The organism is Algoriphagus sp. (assembly GCF_013373065.1).
Classification (GTDB): domain Bacteria; phylum Bacteroidota; class Bacteroidia; order Cytophagales; family Cyclobacteriaceae; genus Algoriphagus.
In genome coordinates, this window is sequence record NZ_JABXIN010000018.1 from 85,460 (window position 1) to 108,339 (window position 22,880).

Annotated in this window: 19 protein-coding genes; 15 read left to right on the top strand and 4 right to left on the bottom strand. The window is 41.5% G+C overall.

Translation table 11 applies throughout. The features are described from left to right. Nucleotides 1–133 precede the first annotated feature (133 nt). The 4 genes from HWE15_RS12885 to HWE15_RS12900 all read left to right on the top strand — a co-directional run bounded on the left by HWE15_RS12885 (nucleotide 134) and on the right by HWE15_RS12900 (nucleotide 4,596). Nucleotides 134–730 carry a hypothetical protein gene (locus tag HWE15_RS12885; RefSeq protein ID WP_290507950.1) on the top strand — a complete coding sequence of 199 codons (597 nt, stop codon included), beginning with the start codon at nucleotides 134–136 and terminating at the stop codon, nucleotides 728–730. Between the two features lie 9 nt (nucleotides 731–739). Continuing rightward, nucleotides 740–1,849, top strand: a complete 1,110-nt coding sequence (gene solA / locus HWE15_RS12890) for an N-methyl-L-tryptophan oxidase (protein ID WP_290507951.1) — start codon at nucleotides 740–742, stop codon at nucleotides 1,847–1,849. Nucleotides 1,850–1,936: 87 nt separating this feature from the next. Next, complete coding sequence (locus HWE15_RS12895) at nucleotides 1,937–3,727, top strand: ABC transporter transmembrane domain-containing protein (RefSeq protein ID WP_290507952.1); 1,791 nt, start codon at nucleotides 1,937–1,939, stop codon at nucleotides 3,725–3,727. Between the two features lie 80 nt (nucleotides 3,728–3,807). Continuing rightward, the gene (locus HWE15_RS12900) at nucleotides 3,808–4,596 is read left to right on the top strand and encodes a DUF3050 domain-containing protein (protein ID WP_290507953.1); all 789 of its coding nucleotides are present in this window, start codon (nucleotides 3,808–3,810) and stop codon (nucleotides 4,594–4,596) included. Here the strand turns inward: HWE15_RS12900 and HWE15_RS12905 are convergent. Next, on the bottom strand, nucleotides 4,593–5,267 hold the full coding sequence (locus HWE15_RS12905; RefSeq protein WP_290507954.1) for a class I SAM-dependent methyltransferase: 675 nt from the start codon (nucleotides 5,265–5,267) through the stop codon (nucleotides 4,593–4,595). The two genes, HWE15_RS12900 and HWE15_RS12905, sit on opposite strands and share 4 nt — an antisense overlap. A gap of 147 nt (nucleotides 5,268–5,414) precedes the next feature. Here HWE15_RS12905 and HWE15_RS12910 point away from each other — a divergent pair, with 147 nt between their 5' ends. After that, nucleotides 5,415–6,785, top strand: a complete 1,371-nt coding sequence (locus tag HWE15_RS12910) for an exopolysaccharide biosynthesis polyprenyl glycosylphosphotransferase (protein WP_290507955.1) — start codon at nucleotides 5,415–5,417, stop codon at nucleotides 6,783–6,785. A gap of 3 nt (nucleotides 6,786–6,788) precedes the next feature. Next, complete coding sequence (locus HWE15_RS12915; protein WP_290507956.1) at nucleotides 6,789–7,706, top strand: class I SAM-dependent methyltransferase; 918 nt, start codon at nucleotides 6,789–6,791, stop codon at nucleotides 7,704–7,706. Here HWE15_RS12915 and HWE15_RS12920 read toward each other — a convergent pair. Then, on the bottom strand, nucleotides 7,703–8,617 hold the full coding sequence (locus tag HWE15_RS12920) for a universal stress protein (protein ID WP_290507957.1): 915 nt from the start codon (nucleotides 8,615–8,617) through the stop codon (nucleotides 7,703–7,705). The two genes, HWE15_RS12915 and HWE15_RS12920, sit on opposite strands and share 4 nt — an antisense overlap. Nucleotides 8,618–8,720: 103 nt before the next feature. Between HWE15_RS12920 and HWE15_RS12925 the strand changes: the two genes are divergently transcribed. From HWE15_RS12925 to HWE15_RS12935, 3 genes are all read left to right on the top strand, one after another. Then, nucleotides 8,721–9,269, top strand: a complete 549-nt coding sequence (locus HWE15_RS12925) for a 2'-5' RNA ligase family protein (RefSeq protein ID WP_290507958.1) — start codon at nucleotides 8,721–8,723, stop codon at nucleotides 9,267–9,269. A gap of 485 nt (nucleotides 9,270–9,754) precedes the next feature. Beyond that, nucleotides 9,755–12,892, top strand: coding sequence for a SusC/RagA family TonB-linked outer membrane protein (locus HWE15_RS12930; RefSeq protein ID WP_290507959.1), 3,138 nt, complete (start codon nucleotides 9,755–9,757; stop codon nucleotides 12,890–12,892). A 12-nt stretch (nucleotides 12,893–12,904) separates the two neighbouring features. Continuing rightward, a complete protein-coding gene (locus tag HWE15_RS12935) occupies nucleotides 12,905–14,395 on the top strand; it encodes a RagB/SusD family nutrient uptake outer membrane protein (protein ID WP_290507960.1) in 1,491 nt (496 codons plus the stop codon). A 49-nt stretch (nucleotides 14,396–14,444) separates the two neighbouring features. On the opposite strand, the gene HWE15_RS12940 is transcribed toward HWE15_RS12935, so the two are convergent. Beyond that, a complete protein-coding gene (locus HWE15_RS12940) occupies nucleotides 14,445–14,942 on the bottom strand; it encodes a DUF6702 family protein (protein WP_290507961.1) in 498 nt (165 codons plus the stop codon). Nucleotides 14,943–15,023: 81 nt separating this feature from the next. Between HWE15_RS12940 and HWE15_RS12945 the strand changes: the two genes are divergently transcribed. Then, complete coding sequence (locus tag HWE15_RS12945; protein WP_290507962.1) at nucleotides 15,024–15,605, top strand: HupE/UreJ family protein; 582 nt, start codon at nucleotides 15,024–15,026, stop codon at nucleotides 15,603–15,605. Nucleotides 15,606–15,618: 13 nt separating this feature from the next. Beyond that, nucleotides 15,619–17,958: a M1 family metallopeptidase gene (locus tag HWE15_RS12950; RefSeq protein ID WP_290507963.1), complete on the top strand. Its 2,340-nt coding sequence runs from the start codon at nucleotides 15,619–15,621 to the stop codon at nucleotides 17,956–17,958. A 35-nt stretch (nucleotides 17,959–17,993) separates the two neighbouring features. On the opposite strand, the gene HWE15_RS12955 is transcribed toward HWE15_RS12950, so the two are convergent. Beyond that, a complete protein-coding gene (locus HWE15_RS12955) occupies nucleotides 17,994–19,121 on the bottom strand; it encodes an amidohydrolase (RefSeq protein WP_290507964.1) in 1,128 nt (375 codons plus the stop codon). A 299-nt stretch (nucleotides 19,122–19,420) separates the two neighbouring features. On the opposite strand from HWE15_RS12955, the gene HWE15_RS12960 reads away from it, so the two are divergent. The 4 genes from HWE15_RS12960 to HWE15_RS12975 all read left to right on the top strand — a co-directional run bounded on the left by HWE15_RS12960 (nucleotide 19,421) and on the right by HWE15_RS12975 (nucleotide 22,869). Next, nucleotides 19,421–19,597, top strand: coding sequence for a hypothetical protein (locus HWE15_RS12960; protein WP_290507965.1), 177 nt, complete (start codon nucleotides 19,421–19,423; stop codon nucleotides 19,595–19,597). Between the two features lie 6 nt (nucleotides 19,598–19,603). Further along, nucleotides 19,604–20,200, top strand: a complete 597-nt coding sequence (locus HWE15_RS12965; RefSeq protein ID WP_290507966.1) for a pseudouridine synthase — start codon at nucleotides 19,604–19,606, stop codon at nucleotides 20,198–20,200. A gap of 278 nt (nucleotides 20,201–20,478) precedes the next feature. Then, entirely contained in the window at nucleotides 20,479–21,450 is a 972-nt protein-coding gene (locus HWE15_RS12970) for a MoxR family ATPase (RefSeq protein ID WP_290507967.1), read from the top strand. 183 nt (nucleotides 21,451–21,633) lie between these two features. Further along, on the top strand, nucleotides 21,634–22,869 hold the full coding sequence (locus tag HWE15_RS12975; RefSeq protein WP_290507968.1) for a hypothetical protein: 1,236 nt from the start codon (nucleotides 21,634–21,636) through the stop codon (nucleotides 22,867–22,869). Nucleotides 22,870–22,880 lie beyond the last annotated feature (11 nt).

Here is a 22,880-nt window from a genome sequence, read left to right on the forward strand (position 1 = left end):
TTTAGATAAAATCTTAAATAGCCTGAAAATGGCTAAATCTCAGAATAGCATATTTTCCATAAAAAATCAGGTTAAATTTGCCCTTAGGCATATTTATTGAATGCTGCAGGACAATCCCCAAAACTAACTTAACATGAGAAGTCTAAAAGGTAGTCTGCTACTTTGTTTATTCTTGATTTCAATTTCTCTTTCAGCCCAATCAACTAGCGAAGAGCAAGGATCACTCCAGTCTGGAACTATCGATTCACAGTTTGATTACCTCTATCGCGTTTCTAATAATTATCAAGAATACAAAGTTGTTCGAAGAAGCTATCTTGATCAGCTCAAATCTAATATTTTAGATTCGATCCAAACCATGCGTGGTGAGGTTTTGGAAATGAAACAAGAAGTCCAGTCCCGTCAAGATTCCATTCAATCGATTCAAGCAGTATTGAATCAAACCGAGGCTGAAAAACAAGAGGCCATTGCGGCAAAGGATAATTTCACCTTTTTGGGATTAGGCATTCACAAGGCCGTATACTCCACATTTATGTGGATTTTGGTAGGGGCTCTTGCTGTGGCCTTGGCATTTTTCTCGTTTAAGTACTTTAGAAGCTTTTCGAAAATAAAACGAGCTGAAAAAGACTTGATGGATTTGCAGGAAGAGTTTGAACAGCATCGCAAGAACACCTTGGAGCGGGAGCGAAAGTTGAAGCGGGAGTTGATTGATGCACAGATGGGCAAGTCCTAACCAACGGTCATGCTTGAAGTAGATTATGCGGTGATTGGTCTAGGAGCTGTAGGCTCTGCCGCTCTTTACTTTCTATCAAAACAAGAAAAAAATGTTTTGGGCATCGATCGCTTTGATCCGCCTCATACCATGGGTTCTTCCCATGGCGAAACCCGAATAACGCGTCTTGCGGTCGGAGAAGGCCGAGAATATGTCACCTATGCGAAGCGTTCTCAACAAATTTGGAAAGAACTGGAGGCGATCACTGAGGAGAAACTTTTTGATTCCGTCGGTGGGCTTTTGATTGAATCGGGTACCCAGGCTTGGGTCAAATATGGTGGATCAAGTTTTTTTGATAAAACCCAATCTTACGCAGAATCAGAATCGATTTCTCATCAAATTCTAAAGAAGAAAGACCTTCAGAAGAAATTTCCAGCATTTCAATTGACAGATGAGGCTAGGGGTTATTTTGAACCTGCGGCAGGTTATGCTTTTCCAGATCGAATCATCAGAGCCCAATTGGATTTAGCTGTACAGCAGGGAGCTGAAATTCGCGTTCACCAACCAGTCACTCAGCTTCGGCAACAAGGACCTTGGGTGGAGATCGATTTGCGGGAAGAAACCATTCGGGCAAAAAAAGTTTTGGTTTCCGCTGGGGGATGGATCAAGGATTTTTTGGATGAAAAGGAGAAATCTCAATTTCAGATTTGCCGACAGGTACTTCATTGGGTGAAATTGAAAAAAGATAGTCCCATGGCTGCCAACAAGTCGGTTTTTATGTGGGGCTATGGACCAAACCCAACTGATTTTTTGTATGGCTTTCCAAGCCTGGATGGAGAGACGGTAAAAATTGCTACTGAACAATTTGAATCGGTACCTCACCCGGATTTTTTGAACCGGACTGTTAGTCAAGATGAGCAGCAAACTTTTCTGAAAGAAAAACTCGAAGGAAAATTTGAGGGTTTGTTACCAGAAATTCTGCGAAGTGAGGTGTGTTTTTACACAGTGACTCCTGATGCTAAATTTGTGATCAAGTCACATCCAGGAATGAGTAGGGTCTTGATGGTGAGTTCCTGTTCGGGTCATGGATTCAAGCATGCAAGTGCTTTGGGTGAGCAACTGGCGAATCAGCTTCTCTAGGGTAAATAGACTTTGCCTAGTCTACCTTTGAATAATCCCAATTTTAAATTTAAAAGGCTATTTTTGCGGCTGAATTAATCTTTAGGAATGGCAAAGAAACGAGGCGGAGCACTGGAGGAGCACGAAAAACGAAAGTTAAATAAAAGAAGCTTTGAAAAGCTGGGTGGCATCTTCCGCTTTATGCTTCCGTATAAAGGGTACTTTTTTTTAGGCCTGGTTTTTTTGCTTTTTTCTTCCCTGACGCTACTGACCTTTCCCTATGTTGCTGGCAAATTGATAGATACGGCTCAGGGGTCTGAATGGGTCGTCAATGATATCAATTCCATCGCGCTAATTCTATTGGGGATTTTAGCAGTTCAAAGTGTTTTTTCTTTTTTGAGGGTTTGGCTATTTGCTCAGGTTTCGGAACGATCCATGAGGGATATCCGGATGGCTTTGTATGGTCGGATGCTGCGTCTCCCGATGACTTTCTTTGACAAGCGTCGTACAGGTGAGCTGATTTCCAGAATTACTTCGGATGTAAGCCTTTTGCAAGATGCATTTTCAGTCACTTTGGCCGAGCTTTTCCGACAGGTAGTAACCTTACTTGCTGGTATCGGATTTTTGGTGTTTACCACGCCCAAATTGACCCTTTTTATGTTGGGGACTTTTCCAGTGCTTGTTTTGTTGGCCATGGTCTTTGGCCGGTTTATTCGGAAACTTAGTAAGAAGACCCAAGATGAATTGGCTCATGCCAATGTGATTGTGGAAGAGACGCTCCAATCCATTACCACGGTCAAGTCTTTTGTGGGAGAGAGTTATGAATCCAATCGCTATGCAAGCGGTTTGGAAAAGGTGGTGCAGGTAGCTCTTCGAACAGCTAAATTTAGAGGAGGCTTTATCTCCTTTATCATTTTTGCTTTGTTTGGAGGAATCGTCGCTGTCATGTGGTATGGTGCAAGCTTGGTTTCTTCAGGAGAAATGAGCGTGGGCGAATTGGTTTCATTTGTCTTATACACCACCTTCATCGGAGGATCCATTGCTGGCTTGGGAGATATTTATAGTCAAATCCAAAAAGCGATCGGAAGTTCTGAACGGGTTTTGGAAATTTTGGATGAAAAGGAAGAACAGGCGAAAGGAAGTACAAAAGGGGAAGGTTTGGGTGATATCGTATTCTCGGAAGTGAGTTTTCATTACCCGACTCGACCCGAGGTGGAAGTTCTTAAATCACTTTCACTTCAAATCAGACCGGGCGAAAAGGTAGCCTTGGTCGGGCATTCAGGAGCAGGAAAATCCACGATCATTCAACTCTTGCTTCGCTTTTATGATGTTGAAAAAGGAGAAATTAGGATTAACGGCCTTTCTTTGGAGAATTGGGATTTGGAGGAACTAAGGAGACATATTGGGATGGTTCCGCAGGAGGTGCTCTTATTTGGAGGAAGTATCCGGGAAAACATTGCCTATGCAAAACCACATGCAACAGAGGAGGAAATCATCGAAGCTGCTAAAAAAGCAAATGCCTGGCAGTTTATTTCTCAGTTTCCTGAGGGGCTAAATACTTTGGTCGGCGAACGGGGAGTTAAGCTTTCAGGTGGTCAGCGACAGCGGGTAGCCATTGCTAGAGCAATTTTGAAGGATCCTAGTTTGTTGATTTTAGATGAAGCCACATCTTCTCTGGATGCGGAATCAGAAGCATTGGTGCAGGAAGCCCTGGATGAGCTGATGAAAGGGAGAACGACAATTATCATTGCGCATCGATTGGCGACCATTCGTAAGGTAGATCGAATTTATGTCCTCAGTGAAGGAAAGATTATGGAAGAAGGAAGCCACTTCGATTTGGCTGAAAAAGAGGGTGGTTTTTACGCTAATTTGGTCAAGTTGCAGTTCGCTGATAATTGATAATTTCCTATAGTTTTTTTTAATAAGATTTTTTGAACAATCCCCCGGTATGAATTGGTTTCATCTCGAAACTGATCCGTATGAATAATTCTTTAAAACAATTAATAGCAGCTGTTGAGGAGGAAAGAGAAGGGCTATTGAATCATCCACTCTATCAAAATCTCCAGGATTTGGAAGACTTTCGGGTTTTCATGGAATATCATGTTTTTGCAGTTTGGGATTTTATGAGTTTGCTCAAGGCCCTGCAGCATCGATTGACAGGCATGTCTCTCCCCTGGCTTCCTGCCAAGGATCCCTTGGCGGCAAGACTGATCAATGATATTGTTTTGGCAGAGGAAAGTGATGAAGATGGACGCGGGGGATTTTGCAGTCACTTTGAACTGTATAGAAGAGCGATGCATGAAGCAGGAGCTTCTACCAAAACCATTGATCAATTAACCAAATTGCTTTCTCAGGGAATAAAACTGGATGAGGCCATGAAGGCTTGCCAGCTTCCTGATTTTGTTCAGCAGTTTCTTCGGGCAAATTACCAAACCGCCCTTTTTGGGGCACCGCATGAAATAGCAGCTTCTTTTACCTTGGGTAGGGAGGATTTGATTCCAGACTTGTTCAGAATGTTGGTTCAGGAATTGGTGAAAGATCAGCCTGAAGAATTAAAGACCTTAGCCTATTATTTCGATCGACATATCCATTTGGATGAGGAGGAACATGGACCTCTTGCCTGGAGGATGGTCGAAATGCTTTTGGAATCTGAGTTGCATGTAGAGCAGGCACGGGTAGCGGCTCAAGATGCTTTAGCTGCTAGAAAAGTTCTTTGGGATGGAATTCATCAAGAACTAATGAGCAGAAAAGAAGCGCTTACAATCTAAAGAAGATTGTGAAGCGTGATGGATTTGGTCATGCCCAGGAATTTTTCTCGGTAAACCTTTCCTTCAGGAAACAAGCGCTTCATCTCGCTTTCGTCCAATAATCTGATTTCTTCCAAGTATTGATGGGCTGCTTGGGGCTCCCATTTTCGGAATCGGCTCAAAGGGGTTTTTGTAAGAGTCTGATACAATAACCCCTTTGGCCAATATTGAGCAAAAGGGAGAGCGTAGTGAGCTTCAATAGGGAAGAAACGATTCGGCGTTTGCACATAGTATCGCTTGCCGATTCGCTGGATTTCTTCTGCCATTTTCTGCTGGTTTTCCCAAGTGTATAAATGCTCGATTACGGAATTGGAAAAAACCAAGTCAAATTCCTTTGCCCCAAATTCAGGCATCGCTGTTGCATCACCGGTTTTCCCATGAATAGTTGGGATCTCAGATTGTTCCTCATGGAGATTGAGAAGTGTAATCTGGATATTGGGATAATTAATCAGTTGGCTGGCTTCCCAAAAATAGGAGGTGCCTCCCACGTCTAAGATTCGAGTCGGTTCGGCTGGGTCAAAATTTCTGAAAAACAAGCTCTCAAAAAAGGCGAGTCTTTTTTTTCGAAATTTTGCTCCCAACGAATCGGGGTCATCGGAAGAGGCTAAAATCTTGGGAAGAAATCTCGTCATAGACAAAAATACCAGTCGGTCAGAATTTAGTGCCAAAAGTAAGCATGCTTGACGATTCTTTTCTTAATTTTGGTTTCGAAATCGAGATAAGCCTTTGGATGAGTAGCTTAGCCTGATTTTTGTAACGAACTGTTTGATCAGATTTTTATGAAGCGCAGATTTGATAAATATTTTCCTTGGCTCTTTATGGCCAGTGATTTTATTGCTTCATGGATTGCATTATTGCTTTGTAATCTATTGCTACAAGAATTTGGAATTTTTTCAGGTGTGAGTTTAGAAGCGCTCTTTCCTCTATCAGTTCTATGGGTTTTAATTGCGTCTCTTCGCAAAGATTTTAGAATTGGCCGTACGGATGAATACAATCAAACCCTGCGTCATTTATTGGGGACGGTTTTGTGGTTTGTAGGTGCTACCGCAGTATTGTGGATTCCATTTAATACCCCTCAACTTCAAGTCATTCCTGTTTTGGCCTTGGGTTTTGGAATGTTGCTATTGATGGGAAGTTATCGGGTTGGCGTTCATATGGTCCTACGGTCCTATCGCTCACTTGGTAATAATTACCGGAATGCTGTGATTGTCGGGAAAGGTGGAACAAGTCCAAAATTGGCAGATGTGTTTCGAATCCGGAAAGATTTTGGGATCAACTTTTTGGGGTATTTCGATAACCTTTCAGATTGTAAACAAACGCGTGGAGATATTCATGACTTTTTCGAGCAGGCACCTCAATTGGATTTGGATTTGATTTATATCCACGAGCAGTTGGAACCCAGTCTTGTTCGTCGGGTCATTGACTTTGCGGATGAGCACTATATTAAGGTGAAAATGATTCCCGGTGGATCTTTGCAATTGGAGAAGAATCTTTCCTTCTCTCGTTATGGAGATTTTTTTGTAATCAATGTCAATGAAATTCCATTGGATAATGCTTTTAATAGCTTTGCCAAGCGAGCCTTTGATATTGTCTTTGCGAGTTTGGTGATTGTCTTTATTCTTTCCTGGCTAATTCCTTTGGTGGGAATTTTGATTAAGTTGGAATCAAGAGGGCCAATCTTTTTTATTCAAAAGCGAAATGGGGTCAACAACCAAGTTTTCAACTGTTTGAAATTCCGTTCTATGACCCCCAATGACTATGCGGATACTGTACAGGCTGTAAAAGGAGATCCTCGAGTGACCCGTATTGGATCCTTTCTTCGGACGACCTCTTTGGATGAGATGCCACAATTCATCAATGTTTTATTGGGAGATATGTCGATCGTAGGACCTCGTCCCCACACTATTCCGATGAACCAAACTTTCAAAAAGCAGATTGATCGCTATAATTCACGGCATAAGATCCGACCGGGAATTACTGGACTTGCGCAGGTGAGAGGATATCGGGGTGAAATTGAAAATCCGCATCAAATCCGTTCGAGAGTAAGATTGGATTCTTTTTATATCAACAACTGGTCATTTTTATTGGATATGGGCATTATGATCAAAACGGTTCATGAGTTGTTATTCAACCGTGAGAATGCCTATTAATCCATGAATGCCTGTAAGTTTTGTGGAAAGGAAAACCTTCGAGAATTTACTGCCCAAGAAAAAATGTTTGGCCTTGGGGAAGAGTTTGTTTATCAAGAATGCCTTTCCTGCAATTCGTTACAGATAAAAGAAATCCCTGATGATCTAAGTCCTTATTATTCATCTGGAGGCTATTATTCCTTTTCGGCTTTAGTCCTCTCTGATCCACTTCGGATTTTTTTGAAGAAGTTGCGAATGAATATGTTTTTGGATTGGGGGATTTCCTGGAAAAGTCCTTCCTATGGCTATTGGCTGAAGAAAATCCACCGAAGCTTTGATGATGCGATCGTTGATGTGGGCTGTGGAAATGGGCAATTGCTTTACGAATTGCACGCTGGTGGCTTTACCAATTTGACAGGAATAGATCCATTTTTGATGGAGTCATCTTCCATAGCACCAGGGTTAGAATTGATCAAAGGTAAATTGGAAGATGCTAGTCAAAAGTTTGATGTGATTATGATGCATCATTCCTTCGAGCATTTGGATGATCCATCTCAGATTTTGAAGCAGTGCTATGATTCTCTTCATCCTGGAGGAAGGGTGCTGATCCGCACTCCTTTGGCCAAAAGTGCAGCATGGGAAGAGTTTGGAACGAACTGGGTGCAATTGGACGCTCCTCGTCACTTAATTATTCCCAGCTTGGCTGGATTCCAGGCTTTGGTGTCATCCAGTGGATTTCGATTAAAAGAAGTTCTTTTTGATTCAACTGGCTTTCAGTTTTGGGGGTCCAAGCTCTATGAAAACGAATTTAAGCTATCAGGAGAGAAGCTCGCCGATCATTATTCAAAAGAAGAATTGGAAGAGTTTAATAAAAAAGCCCTCCAATATAATTTGGAAGGCAAAGGGGATCAGGCATGTTTTTTCCTAGAGCGTGAGGATTAAATACGAAGCAAGGCTTCAAAGAAGCCCATGGTTTCTCCCTTCTTTTTGAAAATAATCATCGGCAGGGAATTGTTTGCATGAATTAATTTTTCTGCGGTACTCCCGAGCAGGACAGCAGCTGATTTGGAGCGGCCTCTAGAACCGATGATGATCATATCCACATCCATTTGATGTGCTATATTCATAATTTGCTCCCCGGGATTTCCACCATCGTCTAACATAAACTCACATTTGAGTTCCGGATGGTCATGATGCGCAACAAATTTTTCGTAATCCTTCTCGGCATTTTTCAGCATGATATCCGCAAACTCCTCGTAAGATTTTCCTGTCTTGGAGTAGCCAGAGGGTACCTCATACCAATGAATGGGGATCAATTGGGCCTTTAATTCGTCAGCTATCCGCTCTCCAAATTCATAAATCAAATGATTGTGATTGGAGAAGTCGGTCGGAATCATGATTCGTTTTGGAATTCCCGGTGGTCTTCGTTCTTGAAGCAGCATGACGGAACAAGGTGCTTTTTTAGCAACTCCATTAGCCAACACGCCATTTCCTGCCAAGGTCTCTTTGCGGCCCATAATGATCAGATCCACATTTTTGATTCGAGCCCAGCGTAGAAAGGTTTCCAGCGGATGATCTCCTTCTTCTGCAAAAATTTCTACTTCGACGTTTTCAGGAAAATTGTGTTTTTGGATTTTTTTCTCAATGATGGCCTCAATTGATTCATCCCCTGGTGCCAATAAATCTGGATATTGCTTGAGAACCTCATCAGGGATAGCCAAATTTTGAGAAACGTGAACAAAATAGCACTTTTCGACTCCTAAAAACTTCAAGAAAATATTGGTCTTTTTGATGATGATGTCATCCATCTCAGTCAAATCCAAACCAATCATGATTTTTGGGAAAAATTTCATAGCGCAATGTCGTTTGAGAGTCTTAATTTAAAATAATGATTGAGTTTATTAAACTGTTTTTACGAATTTGCCCGAAACAGGGTCTAATTGGCTAAAGGATCAGATGACAAAGCTGCAAAAATACTTTCTGGCAATCTTACCACCTCTGGATTTCTTAAGCCAAGTTCATCAATTGAAGTTGGAGATTCGGGAAGCGTTTGGAATCAAATATGCCCTTAAATCTCCTCCGCATATTACGGTGAGGATGCCATTTTTATATAATGAATTGAAAGAGGATAAGCTGGTGACTTTATTAAGTTCTTTTTCAAAAGAATATGAGCAATTCCCAATTCATGTAAGGGGAACCGATGAATTTCGAAGGCGGGTGATATTTTTAGATATTCAAGCAGGAGAAGCGCTTTTTAAATTCCAAAGGGAGTTGCGAATATTTTGTAAGCGGAATCTTTTTCTCCAAGATGAATTGAGTGATTTGAATTTTCATCCGCATATGACGGTAGCTTTTCGGGATGTTAAAAAACAGCAATTTGATTCCGTTTTTAATTTTATAAAAGAACGGGATTTGAGTGCTGATTTTGAGGTGAAGAGTTACTTTTTATTAAAGCATAAAAATGGGCTATGGGAGCCCAAAACAGAGATTTTTCTAAAAAAGTGAGCCTATCAAATCATTTTTTTTCCATTTAAGAAAAAAAGGAATAAAAATTAAATTTCGGTTTCTTTCAAAAAGAAACTAAAAAGTTTTGATTAATGAATTTTCAATTTCGGACAGCCTCAGAATTTTATTTCTAATTGAAGGGGGAAAACGAATATAATCAGAATAAAATTTCATTTGGAATAATTAAAAATTATAAATCTATTTATTGTATTTTTCCAAGATAAAAAATAAAATTTTATTTATGGATATTATAACAAAATTTAATTTTTTAAAAAATCTATTTTTGGCAATAAGTGGCTGATTTTTAAGATTCGGACAGTGTACGGGCACTCTCTTATCCTGCTAAAATTTTACAAATGTTATATATTCAAAATTTTATTCTGAAAATGCCTGATAATATACGATTATTCAAAATTTGCTCTTTTTGAATTTTACATCGTGCTTTATACTAACGAAAAATAAATCTTCTATTTAAAACTAAACCTATGAAGAAAATTTTACTAGGTTTTGCTTTGCTGTTTATGACTGCTATTTCGGTCATGGCACAAAACAGAACCATCACAGGTAGAGTGACAGCGCCCGACGAACCAGATGGTTTGATCGGTGTCAATGTCCTTGTAAAAGGTACGACTATCGGGGTCGTGACTGACTTAGATGGAAATTACACCTTATTGGCTCCAGAAGGAGCAACCACTTTGGTGTTTAGTTACATCGGCTATCGCAGTGTGGAGGAACTAATTGGAAACCGCACTGAAATTAATGTCGTAATGCAGGAAGACTCTCAAAATTTGGAAGAGATCATCATTACGGCCTATGGTGGTACTGCAGATAAAGGAAACTTTACTGGATCCGCAGTAGCACTTAAAGGAGACCAAATCGCTAACCGACCTATTAACAACGTGGTAAATGCGATTGAAGGACAGGCTCCGGGTGTAATCACCACTTCTGCTTCAGGTCAGCCAGGTTCTACTCCTGCTGTACGAATAAGAGGTATCGGATCCGTTAACTCTTCTTCAGCTCCTCTTTATGTAGTGGATGGTGTTCCTTATGATGGAGACCTTTCAAACCTTAACCCAGAGGATATTGCAGACATGACCATCTTGAAAGATGCTTCATCTGCCGCACTTTATGGTTCTCGGGCTGCGAATGGGGTAGTGATGATTACCACTAAAACAGGTAACAAAAACAAGCCTACCTTTAATCTTCGCTTACAGCAAGGGGTTTCTGGTCGAGCACTTCCAGAATACGATCGAGTGAATGCTGACCAATACTATCCATTGGTTTGGGAATCATTGAAAAACTCCCAAATCGGTAATGGTGCAAACCCAGCGGATGCAGCAGCTTTCGCTTCTCAGAATTTGATAGACATCCTAGGATACAACGTGTACAATGTACCGAATGACCAGATTGTTGGATTGGACGGTAGATTGAATCCAAATGCAGTCAACAATTTCCAAGGATTGGATTGGTTTGACGAATTGCAGAGAATGGGTGATCGTAAGGAATACAACTTGACTTATTCCGGTGGTGCAGGTAAAACCGATTTCTATACCTCTTTTAACTATTTGAATGAGAAAGGTTTTATTATCCAGTCTGACATTGAGCGATTCACTGGTCGTTTGAACGTGAATACCCAAGCAACAGATTGGTTGAAGACAGGTATTAACCTTTCTGCTACCTTGAGTGAAGGAAACAACGCAAGAGATGGCGGAAGCAACAGCTTTGTAAACCCATTCTTTACAGCTCGTTCCATGGGTCCTATTTATCCAGTGTATGCTCAGAATATGCAGACAGGTGGATTTATCTTGGATGAGTTTGGTAACAAAATCTTTGACTTGGGTGATTTGGAAGAATTAGGTCTTCCGCGAAGAGGTGCAGGTGCCTATCCTGGCCGTCACGTAGTTCAGGAAACGTTGTTGAACATCGATCGATTCGACAGAGATGTGATTTCTTCCCGTGCTTATGTTGAAGCTAAATTCTTGAAGAATTTCACATTCAGAACGAACATCGCTACAGATATCACTTCCTTGTTGAATATCGGATATGATAACACCATCGTAGGTGATGGCGCGCCAGCTGGACGTACTCGAAGAGAGAATATCAGAATCAATTCCTTGACATTCAACCAACTTTTGACTTATTCCAACACCTTCAATGAGAAGCACTTCGTGGAAGTTTTGGCAGGTCATGAAAATTATGATTACCAAGTAAACCGTCAGTTTATCTCCAAGCAGGATCAAATTCTTGCTGGTAATATTGAGCCAGACAACTTTGTAACCATCAACTCTGCAACTGGTCGTTTGGATAGAGATCGCATTGAGTCCTATTTGTCTCGAGTGAACTATGTATATGACGACAAGTACTCTTTCTCTGCTTCTTGGAGAACTGACGGATCTTCACGATTCTATCAAGATGTACGTTGGGGTACCTTCTTCTCTGTAGGTGCAGCTTGGTCTATCGATCAGGAAGATTTCTTCAATTCTAATTTCTTCCAATTGTTGAAATTTAGAGCGTCTTATGGTGAAGTAGGTAACAATGCTGTCGGTGGTTTCTACCCATGGCAGGCGCTTTATGACCTTGGCTTTAACAACGCTTCTGAACCAGGTATTTTGCAGGCTTCCCTTTCTGCATTGGATTTGCAGTGGGAGTCCAACAATACCTATGACCTAGGTTTGGATTTCGCTTTTGGAAATAGATTCTCCGGTACTATTGAATACTTCAACAGAGAGTCAAGCAACTTGCTTTTTGAAGTTCCGTTGTCTTTGACAACAGGTTTGAATTCTAGATTCCAAAATATCGGTACCATGGCAAACACTGGTATTGAATTCAATATCGGCGGTGATTTGGTTCGTTCTGGTGATTTCAAGTGGAATGCAAACTTGAACATGTCCACCTTTAAGAATGAATTCAAAGAATTGCCTTTCGATGAGCAAATCGTAGGTACCAAAAAATATGTAGTAGGTCGCTCTATCTATGATTTCTGGTTGAGAGATTGGTATGGTGTGGATCCTGAAACAGGTGAAGGTCTTTACAGAGCTGAAACCTTCTCCGAAACTGATTCTAGAGATAGAATCGTAAATGGTGACACCTTGACTACCAACTTCCAGAATGCAAGATTCCACTTTGCTGGAAATGCGATTCCTGACTTCTTTGGTGGTCTTAACAATACCTTCTCATACAAAGGATTCTCTTTGAATGTATTGGTGAGCTTTGCAGTTGGTGGAGACATCTATGATGGAATCTATGCAGGCTTGATGGCTGCAGATCCTGATGGAGGTGCCGCTCACGTGGATATCATGAACAGATGGCAACAGCCAGGTGATATCACTGATGTTCCAAAAATGGATGTAACAGGTGCTGCTCAAACCAACGTCGCTTCAGACAGATGGTTGACGGATGCCTCTTATTTGAATCTTCGTTCAGTGAACCTATCCTATACATTCCCTCGCACCTTATTGGAGCGTTGGAAAATGAGAGGAGCTACGGTCTATCTAGCAGGTGAAAACCTTGGATGGTTGTCTTCCCGAAGCGGAATGTATGTATCCGGTACCTTTAGCGGAACTACTTCTAATACGTTTACGCCAGCGAGAACCTTCACGCTGGGAGTTAATGTACAATTGTAATCTACCAAGACAATGAAGAAATTAATTAGTAAAATATTCTTACTCGGAGCAATCCTAAGTTTTGGTTGTGCTGAGGACTATTTGGATACCCTTCCTACGGATGCGGTATCAGAAAACGCAGTCTTTACGACTACACAGAATGCGATGACCGCATTGAATGGAATTCACAGATCAATGTTTATCCGATATGATTCTCAAGGTCAACCTGGTGAGGGTGGCGTGATGATTATGCGCGAAGCATTGGGTGATGATTATGTAATGACAGGAATCGCAAATGGTTGGTTCGTTTCCATTTCGAGATGGCTAAACCATATCAATGAAAACAGTGGCGATGTTCGTTTTGTGTGGAGATTCTATTACAAGATCATTGGTAATGCCAACATGATCATTGCAAATATCGACAATGCAGAAGGACCTCAATCTGAACGAGATGAAATCAAAGGTCAAGCTTTGGCTTACCGTGCTTGGGCTCATTTCAACTTAGTACAATTGTTCGCGCAGCGTTACAATGCAGGTGGAGGAAATAGCCAACTAGGTGTACCTATCGTATTAGAGCCAATCACTGAAGGTGGTCCTCGAAATACAGTGGAAGAGGTTTACACCCAAGTCAATGCTGATTTGGACGCAGCTATCGCTTTATTGAATGAGAGCAGAAATGCAAAATCTCATATCAACATCAATGTAGCCAGAGGAATTAAAGCTCGTGTTGCTTTGACCCAAGGTAACTACGCAGTAGCTGCAGCTCAGGCAAAATTGGCTAGAGAGGGATACGACTTGATGTCTCAAGCTCAGCTCTATGAAGGATTCAACAATGTGGATAACCAAGAGTGGATTTGGGGTAGCCGTCAGATTGACGATCAGCAGACCTTCTTCGCTTCTTACTTTGCATATGTTTCTTTGAACTTCAGTTCAACCAATATTCGGGGAAATCCAAAAGCGATCAGCAGCAAATTATACGATATGATCCCTGATTCTGATTACAGAAAAGGACTTTGGGATCCAAATGCATCTGATCCAGCATTGAGAGATCCATTTATCGATGAGGTGACTTTGAGTTCCTTTGCTAAGCGTGATTACATGAACCGTAAGTTTGTAGCTCAAGGAAATGCTTCCTCTGTAGGGGATGTGCCTTATATGAGAGCGGCAGAAATGTACTTGGTTGAAGCAGAAGCTTTGGCTAGATCAGGAAATGACGCGCAGGCAGCTCAAGTTTTGTTTGAGTTTGCTTCTCAGCGTGACCCTGAGTACACTTTGACTTCTAATACCGGTGAAGCTTTGATCGAAGAGATCATGATTCAGCGTCGAATTGAATTGTGGGGTGAAGGCTTCAGATTCTATGACTTGAAGCGTTTGAACTTGCCTTTGGACAGAAACGGTGCTAACCATGTTGCTACCGTTATCAACTCCAAGTTTGATGAGCCTGCAGGCACTAACAACTGGCAGTTCAAGATTCCTATTTCAGAATTGAACGCCAACGAAAATATGGTTCAAAATCCTTCATAAGGTTTAGATTGATTTAAATAGAAAACCCGATGAATTTCATCGGGTTTTTTTATTTCAGACTTATTTCATCCCATTCATTTCCCTTTGTCAATAACATACTTCTAGGACTTCTGCTGTTTCCCTCGTAGATATGGATGATGTTTTGTTGGGTAGAAAAATCCTCCATTAGCACTGAGTTTTTGACTTTGAATTTGCCTGAAAATTGGACGGGCTCGGATTCTAAATAAAACCAAGCTGCATCTTCCTCAACCTCATAACCCAATAAGCTCCAGCTTACTTCCTTCCCTTCTATCCAAAATTGAATTTGTTGATGCAGGTATCTATCAATATGTTCTTCCAGTTTTTCAGAATTTTCGGGATTCAAAAAATCTACTTTTTCATCAAAGGAATTACTTAGGCCAACTTCCAGATCATCCCAAAAGATTTTAGTGGCAACTTCCAATTTTTTTGAATTTGGGTTCTGTCTGATTTCGGTTAAGGAAATGTAAAAAGGGTGGCTGAAAACCATCCATCCCAGCGTGAGTAAGGACGTGTAAATCTGTAGCATTTGGAAGATTTGAGGTACTATTTGTGCGAATAAACCTGTATTATTGCCGCAATTTACTTCAATTGAGGTATTTATTTACTTATGAATTCATTTGAGCTTTATTTCCGAATCGGAATTCAGCATATTCTAGATATACAGGGTTACGATCACATTTTATTTGTGTTGGCATTGTGTGCCCTTTACATTCCACGGGATTGGCGCAAGATTGTGATTTTGGTGACTGCCTTTACCATTGGCCATTCCTTAACTTTGGCATTGGCTACCTTCAAAGTGATTCAGGTTCGCTCTGATATAATTGAATTTTTGATTCCGGTAACCATTGCAATTACAGCCTTCTTTACCATTTTAAAACCCAAGCCATCCGCTGGTAAAAATATCCAGCTTAATTATTTGTTAGCATTGTTCTTTGGATTGATTCATGGACTTGGCTTTTCAAATTATTTGAGAGAATTGCTTGGGAAAGAAGCCGTCATCTGGAAACCTTTATTGGCATTTAATGTTGGTCTGGAAGTGGGACAATTGGTCATTGTTGCAATCTTTCTGACAGTCACCGGAATCCTGGTGGGGATTGCAGGTGTAAACCGTCGGGACTGGACCTTGGTCATTGCATCCAGTGTTTTCGGAATTGCCTTGAGTTTAATGTTGGATACAAAATTTTGGTAATAAATAAATGATTATGAGAAAAATAGGATTAGCGCTCTTAGTCTTGACTTTCGTTTCAGTAGAAGCTTGGGCCCAGGCTCGCAGATCGGAGCAAAACCATGCCGAACGTTTCGAGCAGTTGGGCACGATGTTGCGTTCTCCAAATGTCTACCGCACCGCATCCGGTGCTCCTGGACATATGTATTGGCAGCAGCAGGCCAATTATGTAATCGATGTGGAATTGAATGATGACAATCAATCGATCAAAGGCTCTGAGACCGTCACTTACATCAACAACTCTCCGGATGTCTTGACTTATCTATGGGTACAGTTGGAAGAAAATCAGCGAGGTCCTGAATCAGATGCACCTAAAGTAGCTGAAAGTTCCATCAATTCCCGGATGACATTGAGAACCCTGGAGGGCATTCTTTGGGAAAATGAGGAATTCGGATATAAGGTGTTGAATGTAAAGGACACTGATGGAAATCCCCTTCCCGTTGCCGTTAACAAAACCATGATGCGTATTGACCTTCCTCAGCCATTGAAGGCAGGCGAGAGCTTCAGTTTCTCTGTAGATTGGTCTTTTAATATTACTGATCGGATGAGTTATATCTCTGGCCGTCCAGGCTATGAGTATTTCCCAGAGGATGGTAACTACCTATACACCATGGCCGAGTGGTTCCCGCGAATGGCAGTTTATTCCGATTTCGAAGGTTGGCAAAATAAGCAGTTCTTCGGAAGAGGGGAATTTGCGTTGACCTTTGGAAATTATGAAGTGCGTATCACGGTGCCGGCTGATCATATGGTAGGTGCTACTGGTGTGCTGCAAAATCCGGAAGAAGTACTTTCTGCCACTGAATTGGAGCGATGGAATAGAGCAAAGCAGTCTTATGACAATCCAGTCATAATCCGTACGCAAGCAGAAGCGGAGAAATTGGAAAAAGGAAAATCAAAGGAAAAGAAAACATGGATTTTCAAAGCTGAAAACGTTCGTGATTTTGCCTGGACTTCTTCCCGCAAATTCATCTGGGATGCTATGGCAGTGAAGCAAGGTGGAAAAGATGTGATGGCTATGTCTTACTACGCGAAGGAAGCTAATCCACTTTGGGAGCAGTACTCTACAAGAGTTGTAGCTCACACGATCAAGTCCTACTCTGCACATACTTTTGATTACCCATATCCAACTGCCATTTCCGTGGAGGCAAGCAACGGGATGGAGTATCCGATGATTTGTTTCAACTACGGTCGTCCGGATAAGGATGGCACCTATTCTGAAGCAGTGAAATACGGGATGATTTCCGTAATCATCCATGAGGTCGGACACAACTTCTTCCCAATGATCGTCAATTCCGACGAGCGTCAGTGGACGTGGATGGATGAGGGCTTGAATACCTTTATGCAGTTTATGGCTGAGCAAGAGTGGGATCGAAATTATCCTTCCCGTCGTGGTCCGGCTCACAAAATTGTACCTTACATGAGAAGTGAGAAGCATCTATTGGAGCCGATCATGACCAACTCTGAGAATATCATCCAATTTGGTCCAAACGCCTATGCGAAACCAGCAACTGCATTGAATATCCTTCGGGAAACTGTGATGGGCCGTGAACTCTTTGATTTTGCTTTCAAAGAGTATGCAAGACGATGGATGTTTAAGCACCCGACTCCAGAGGATTTGTTCCGAACTTTAGAAGATGCGTCAGCGGTAGATTTGGATTGGTTCTGGAGAGGATGGTTCTTCGGTACTGAACCTGTGGATATTGCTATTCAGGATGTCAAGTGGTTTAAACTGGATAACCGCACTCCAGCTGAGAAGAAAGCTGCTGATAAGGCAGAATTTGAGCGGGAAGAAACATATATCACCAAAGAATTTAACCGAACTGATGTTCCTGAGACAGTAGTGGAAGGAAATCCAGCTACTCGTGATTTCTATAACAGTTACGATCGATTTGAAATTACACCTGAAGATGAGGAGGCATACAAGCGATTTATGGCAAGCCTTTCTCCAAAAGAGAAGGAGTTGTTGAACTCAGATATGAACTTCTACGAGCTCACCTTCGAAAATGTGGGTGGCTTAGTGATGCCTTTGATCATTGAATTTCAGTATGCCGATGGTACTTCAGAAATCGAGCGTATTCCTGCTGAAATTTGGAAACTGAATGAGACGGAAGTGACCAAGGTATTTGCCAAGAAAAAAGAAGTGGTACAGTTTGTACTCGATCCGTATCGTGAGACTGCTGACATTGATGAGAGCAGCAACTATTGGCCGAGACAATATCAGCCATCCCGTTTTGAGCTTTTCAAAGGCAGAGGTGGTGCACGAGGGGCTTCTTTCGGTGATAATCCGATGAAGCGAGCTCAGAATAAGAAAAAGTAAGCGATTCACGCTATAAAGTAAAACCCTCCAAAGACTTAATCCCTTTGGAGGGTTTCTTTTTGTATTATTCTTTCAAAAATTCTCACCCCTGTTTCAATCAATTCATCCGGGAAATCATAGGTCGGTTCGTGGAGCTGCGGGCAGCTTTCTCCAGCTCCCAAACCAAAGAGGTAGGAAGGGCAAGTCTGACTAAATAAACCAAAATCTTCAGACCATCGGAAGGGTTCGGTATTTTCTATCACTGCCAGGTTAAAGTCTTCGAATGCTTGTTGAGCCAGGTTTGCAGCATCTGGATTGTTTTTGGAAACGGCAAAGCTTTCTAGAAATTCAATCTCGAGTTGGAGCTGATCAACTGCAGCAAGTTCTTTTGCTTTTTCTTCTACTTTTTGAATCAGTAACTCTAGGTTTTTCTGATCAAAAGCCCGCAACGTCAAGCTCAGACTTCCCTTTCCAGCACTGGTTCCGAAAGCCAAACTTCCCAATTGGATATGAATGACGGTTGCCAAAGTAAAACCGGGAATAGAATTTCGGATTTGTGGCAATGCCAAAATCAATTTAGAAATGGTCTCCGCAGGATTATTTCCGTCTTCGGGATGAGCTGCGTGGGATGTTTTGCCAAAGAAGTTTAACTTCATTCCCGTACTTCCGGCAGCAAATGTGCCTTTGCGAGTAATGATCTGATGGAGCGGATAGCCCGGTAAGTTGTGTAGTGCAAAGGCAAAATCAGGTCGGATTTCTTCGAAGCGGGAATCCTCCAAAACGGCTTTAGCTCCTTGACCGGTTTCTTCAGCTGGTTGAAATAATAAAACTACCTCTCCGAATTCCGGTCGCTTTTTGGAAAGTTTTTCACCTAATCCGCAAATGATCGCCATATGTCCATCATGTCCGCAAAGGTGCCCTTTTCCTAGGATTGAGCTCTTGTAACTTGGCTTTCCTTTTTCCTCAATTGGTAGCGCATCCAATTCGCAGCGGAAAAGCAGGCGTTTCCCTGGATTTTTTCCTTTGAAAATAAATGCTAAACCTGTTCCTCCCAATTTTTCTAGTATTTCATCCGGTTTCAAAGGCTTGAAAAAATCCAGAATTCGCTGGGCAGTTTGATGCTCTTCCCCGGCAATTTCTGGATACTGATGAAGGGTATGTCGAAGTTGAATGAGTGGGTTCATGATGTTAATGTGGGACTTCCCGAATTACTTTGCAAATCATTTGATTGGTTTATAAGTCTTTTGAACCGGATAGCAACATAGAGCACATAGCAAAGGAGATAGAATCCCTTCACTTAGAGGATATAAATTTCTATGTGACTATGTGTTTTAAAATATTTCAAGTAATTCTAGGTTTACTTTTTTTGGGAAAGGATGATAAAAATTCTGGTTGAATTCTGAATAAAGAAAAGGTTTGGAATTATTTTTGATTTCTTCGAAAACCATTAACCATTAACCATTAACCATTAACCCTAACTTTTATGAGCGAAGTACAAAAGCAAGAACTCGAGGCACAAATCGCCGATCTGAAAAGTCAATTGACTGGTGACATGTTTGCTGACATGGAACTGCGGGATCAAATCCACAATCTGGAAATGAAACTAAAGGGTGTGAAGCCTATGGATTCCAGCATTGATTGTATTGGTTGCGGAAGCTAATTAAGGTTGGCACGTTATTTCATTATTTACAAACCCTTTGGGGTTTTGAGTCAATTTAGTGGAGAGGGGCAGACGCTTGCCTCTCTTTTTCATTTCCCCAAAACAGTCTATCCTGTAGGACGTCTGGATAAGGATAGTGAAGGCTTGCTCATCATTACGGATGATAAGCAACTCAATCATCACTTGTTGAATCCGCGTTTTGGACATCAGCGAACTTATCTTGCACAAGTCGAAGGAATTCCCGACCAAGAGGCCTTGAGGCAATTAGAGAAAGGTGTTGATATCAATGTGGATGGGAAAATTTATCGAACCAAACACGCTGTTGCAAAAATACCTGAACAAGTTCCCGATTTACCGGAGAGGAATCCCCCAATTCGATATCGGAAAAATGTTCCGGACACCTGGATTTCCCTCACTTTAATTGAAGGGAAAAATAGGCAGGTTCGAAAAATGACTGCAGCTGTGGGACATCCTACTTTGCGCTTGGTTCGGTGGTCTGTTGAAAAATTAACCATTCAGGGATTTCAAGTTGGGGAAGTTCGGGAAATGGAAAAAGAGGAAATATACCGGGCCTTGGGATTGAGTGGTTTCCGGAGAAAATAAGAGGAGTTTTTGCTCGCCAAGACGTAGCTGCGCAACGATTTTTTCTCCCGCAAAGCAAAGAACACGCAAAGGCTGGAGTTAAAAAATCCTTTTCTGATGAGCCATTTCAATCACAACACCCTTTGCTCCTTCGCGCCGTTGCGTCTTTGCGAGAGATGTTCCCTCTTAAAAATTCCTAAAAATCCGTTTGCCCCAAGGCAATACCGCTCCAATGAATTAAGATTGCGCTTGGGACAAATAGTTCTATTTTTACACGATTCATAGAAAAAGTTAGGCAAATGTATCAGGATAAAATCCAAGCTGTCATCGAAGAAGTCCGAAAAGTGGTAGTAGGACAGGAAAAAATGGTTAACCGCTTGTTAATCGGGCTTTTCACAAATGGGCACATTTTGTTGGAAGGGGTTCCCGGGTTGGCTAAGACCCTGACTGTAAATACCTTGGCAAAGGTACTGCATTTGGATTTCAACCGGATTCAGTTTACTCCTGATTTGTTACCTGCTGATTTGATTGGAACGATGATTTACAATCAGCAGAATGGAGATTTTGAGGTGAAGAAGGGACCGATTTTCGCCAATTTAATTCTGGCAGATGAGGTTAACCGTTCTCCTGCTAAAGTACAATCCGCTCTTTTGGAGGCCATGCAGGAAAAACAAGTGACAATCGGGGAAACTACTTTCCATCTGGATCGTCCATTTTTGGTATTGGCTACGCAAAACCCGGTTGATCAAGAGGGGACTTATCCGCTTCCAGAGGCCCAGGTCGATCGATTTATGATGAAGGTTCACATCGATTATCCTAGCAAATCCGATGAAATGGAAGTAATGCGCCGAATGGCAAATATGTCCTTTTCCTCTGAGGTGAACGCAGTGCTTTCCAAGCAGGATATATTTGATATTCGCAATCAGATCAATGGAATTAAGATTGCAGAGCCTTTGGAACAATATATTATTGAGTTGGTATTTGCAACCCGTTTCCCTGAGCAGTATGGGTTGAAGAATGAGGCCAAGTATATTCAATTTGGGGTTTCTCCCCGTGCAAGTATCAATTTGAATCTCGCTTCCAAAGCAATAGCCTATTTTGACGGGCGGGATTATGTACTTCCTGAGGATATTAAGGAAATAGCTGAGGATGTCCTAAACCATCGAATTATTCTCAATTATGAGGCTGAAGCCGACGGAATCAATACTCGTGACCTAGTTCGGATCCTACTCGAAAAGGTTCCGATTAACAAGTCGGTAACATTGAAATAACACAAAAAACCCAAAATAGAGGCTTTCTGGAAGGAAAGCCTTTTTTTATGCATTTTCTGTTAATCCAATATTAAATTCTGTATTCATTTTTAAAAAAAGCATAATTCAAAAAATTCTCTTGTGATCTCAAATTGAGGCACTTTTGTATCGTCGAACTGAAAAAACAAGAAAACGACGATAACCATGAAAAAAACAACCCTAATCGTAAACCTCTTACTTGGGTCGCTTTTAATTTTTTCTTCTTGTATTGAAGGAAATGAAAAGCCCATTATTGATCCAGGAGATAATGGTTCAGGAAATGTATTGCTAGTTGATTCAAATATCACTTCCAGTACTACGTGGGAAACAGGAAAAACCTATGTGCTTTCCGGTAGAATTTCTGTAACCGCTGGAAACACCTTGACTATTCAAGAAGGTGTTGTTGTAAAAGGAGAAGTAGGAACGGGGTCAAATGCTTCAGCTTTGATCATTGCTCGTGGTGCAAAAATCAATGCTTTGGGAACTGCAACAAGTCCAATCATATTCACAACAGTTGCCGACGAAATTGAGCCAGGTCAAATTGTATCTCCTAACCTAGATCCAGATTTGTCTGGTTTGTGGGGAGGATTGTTGATTTTGGGCAATGCACGTGGATCTTTCGCAGGAGATATCTCTGAAGTTCAAATTGAAGGTATTCCACCATCAGACACCAATGGTCTCTACGGTGGAGACAATGATGCTGATAACTCAGGTATATTAAGATATGTCTCTATCCGTCACGGTGGTGCAAACATCGGTGAGGGTAACGAAATCAACGGCTTGACCCTTGGTGGAGTAGGATCCGGAACAGTCATCGAAAACGTAGAAATCATCGGGAATCAAGATGATGGAATCGAGTGGTTCGGTGGAACAGTTTCAGTAAAAAATGCCATCGTTTGGAATGCTGGAGACGATGCTTTGGATACTGACCAAGCTTGGGCAGGAACGCTAGACAATTTCGTAGTAATCACCGGTGGTGAAACTGATCACGCTTTAGAAATCGACGGACCAGAAGGTTCTTATAACGCTGCTCATACTCTTAAGAATGGTACAATCAAAGGAAATGACGTGGCGGAATTCGGTGATTTCCGAGATGGAGCAAGAGGAAGTTTTGAAAACATTTATTTCTATAATTTCTCCAGCCCTGATGATACAAACGGAAGAGGAGACCTTTCTCTTTCAGGAGATAAGACTATTGCAAATTTTGTAGATGGAGTATTGACCTTCTCAAATCTTCAAGCAACCCTGGCTCCGGGTGTAACCTTAAGTCAGGTATTTAAAGGTGGAACGGATGCATTTGCTACTTCTGTAGACCTTGGTGCAAACACTGTTGGAGCCGATTTGGACGCTTTCAATGGTTGGTCTTGGGCAAGTGAAGCTGGTATTTTAACAATTCAATAAGAAAAAAGAAT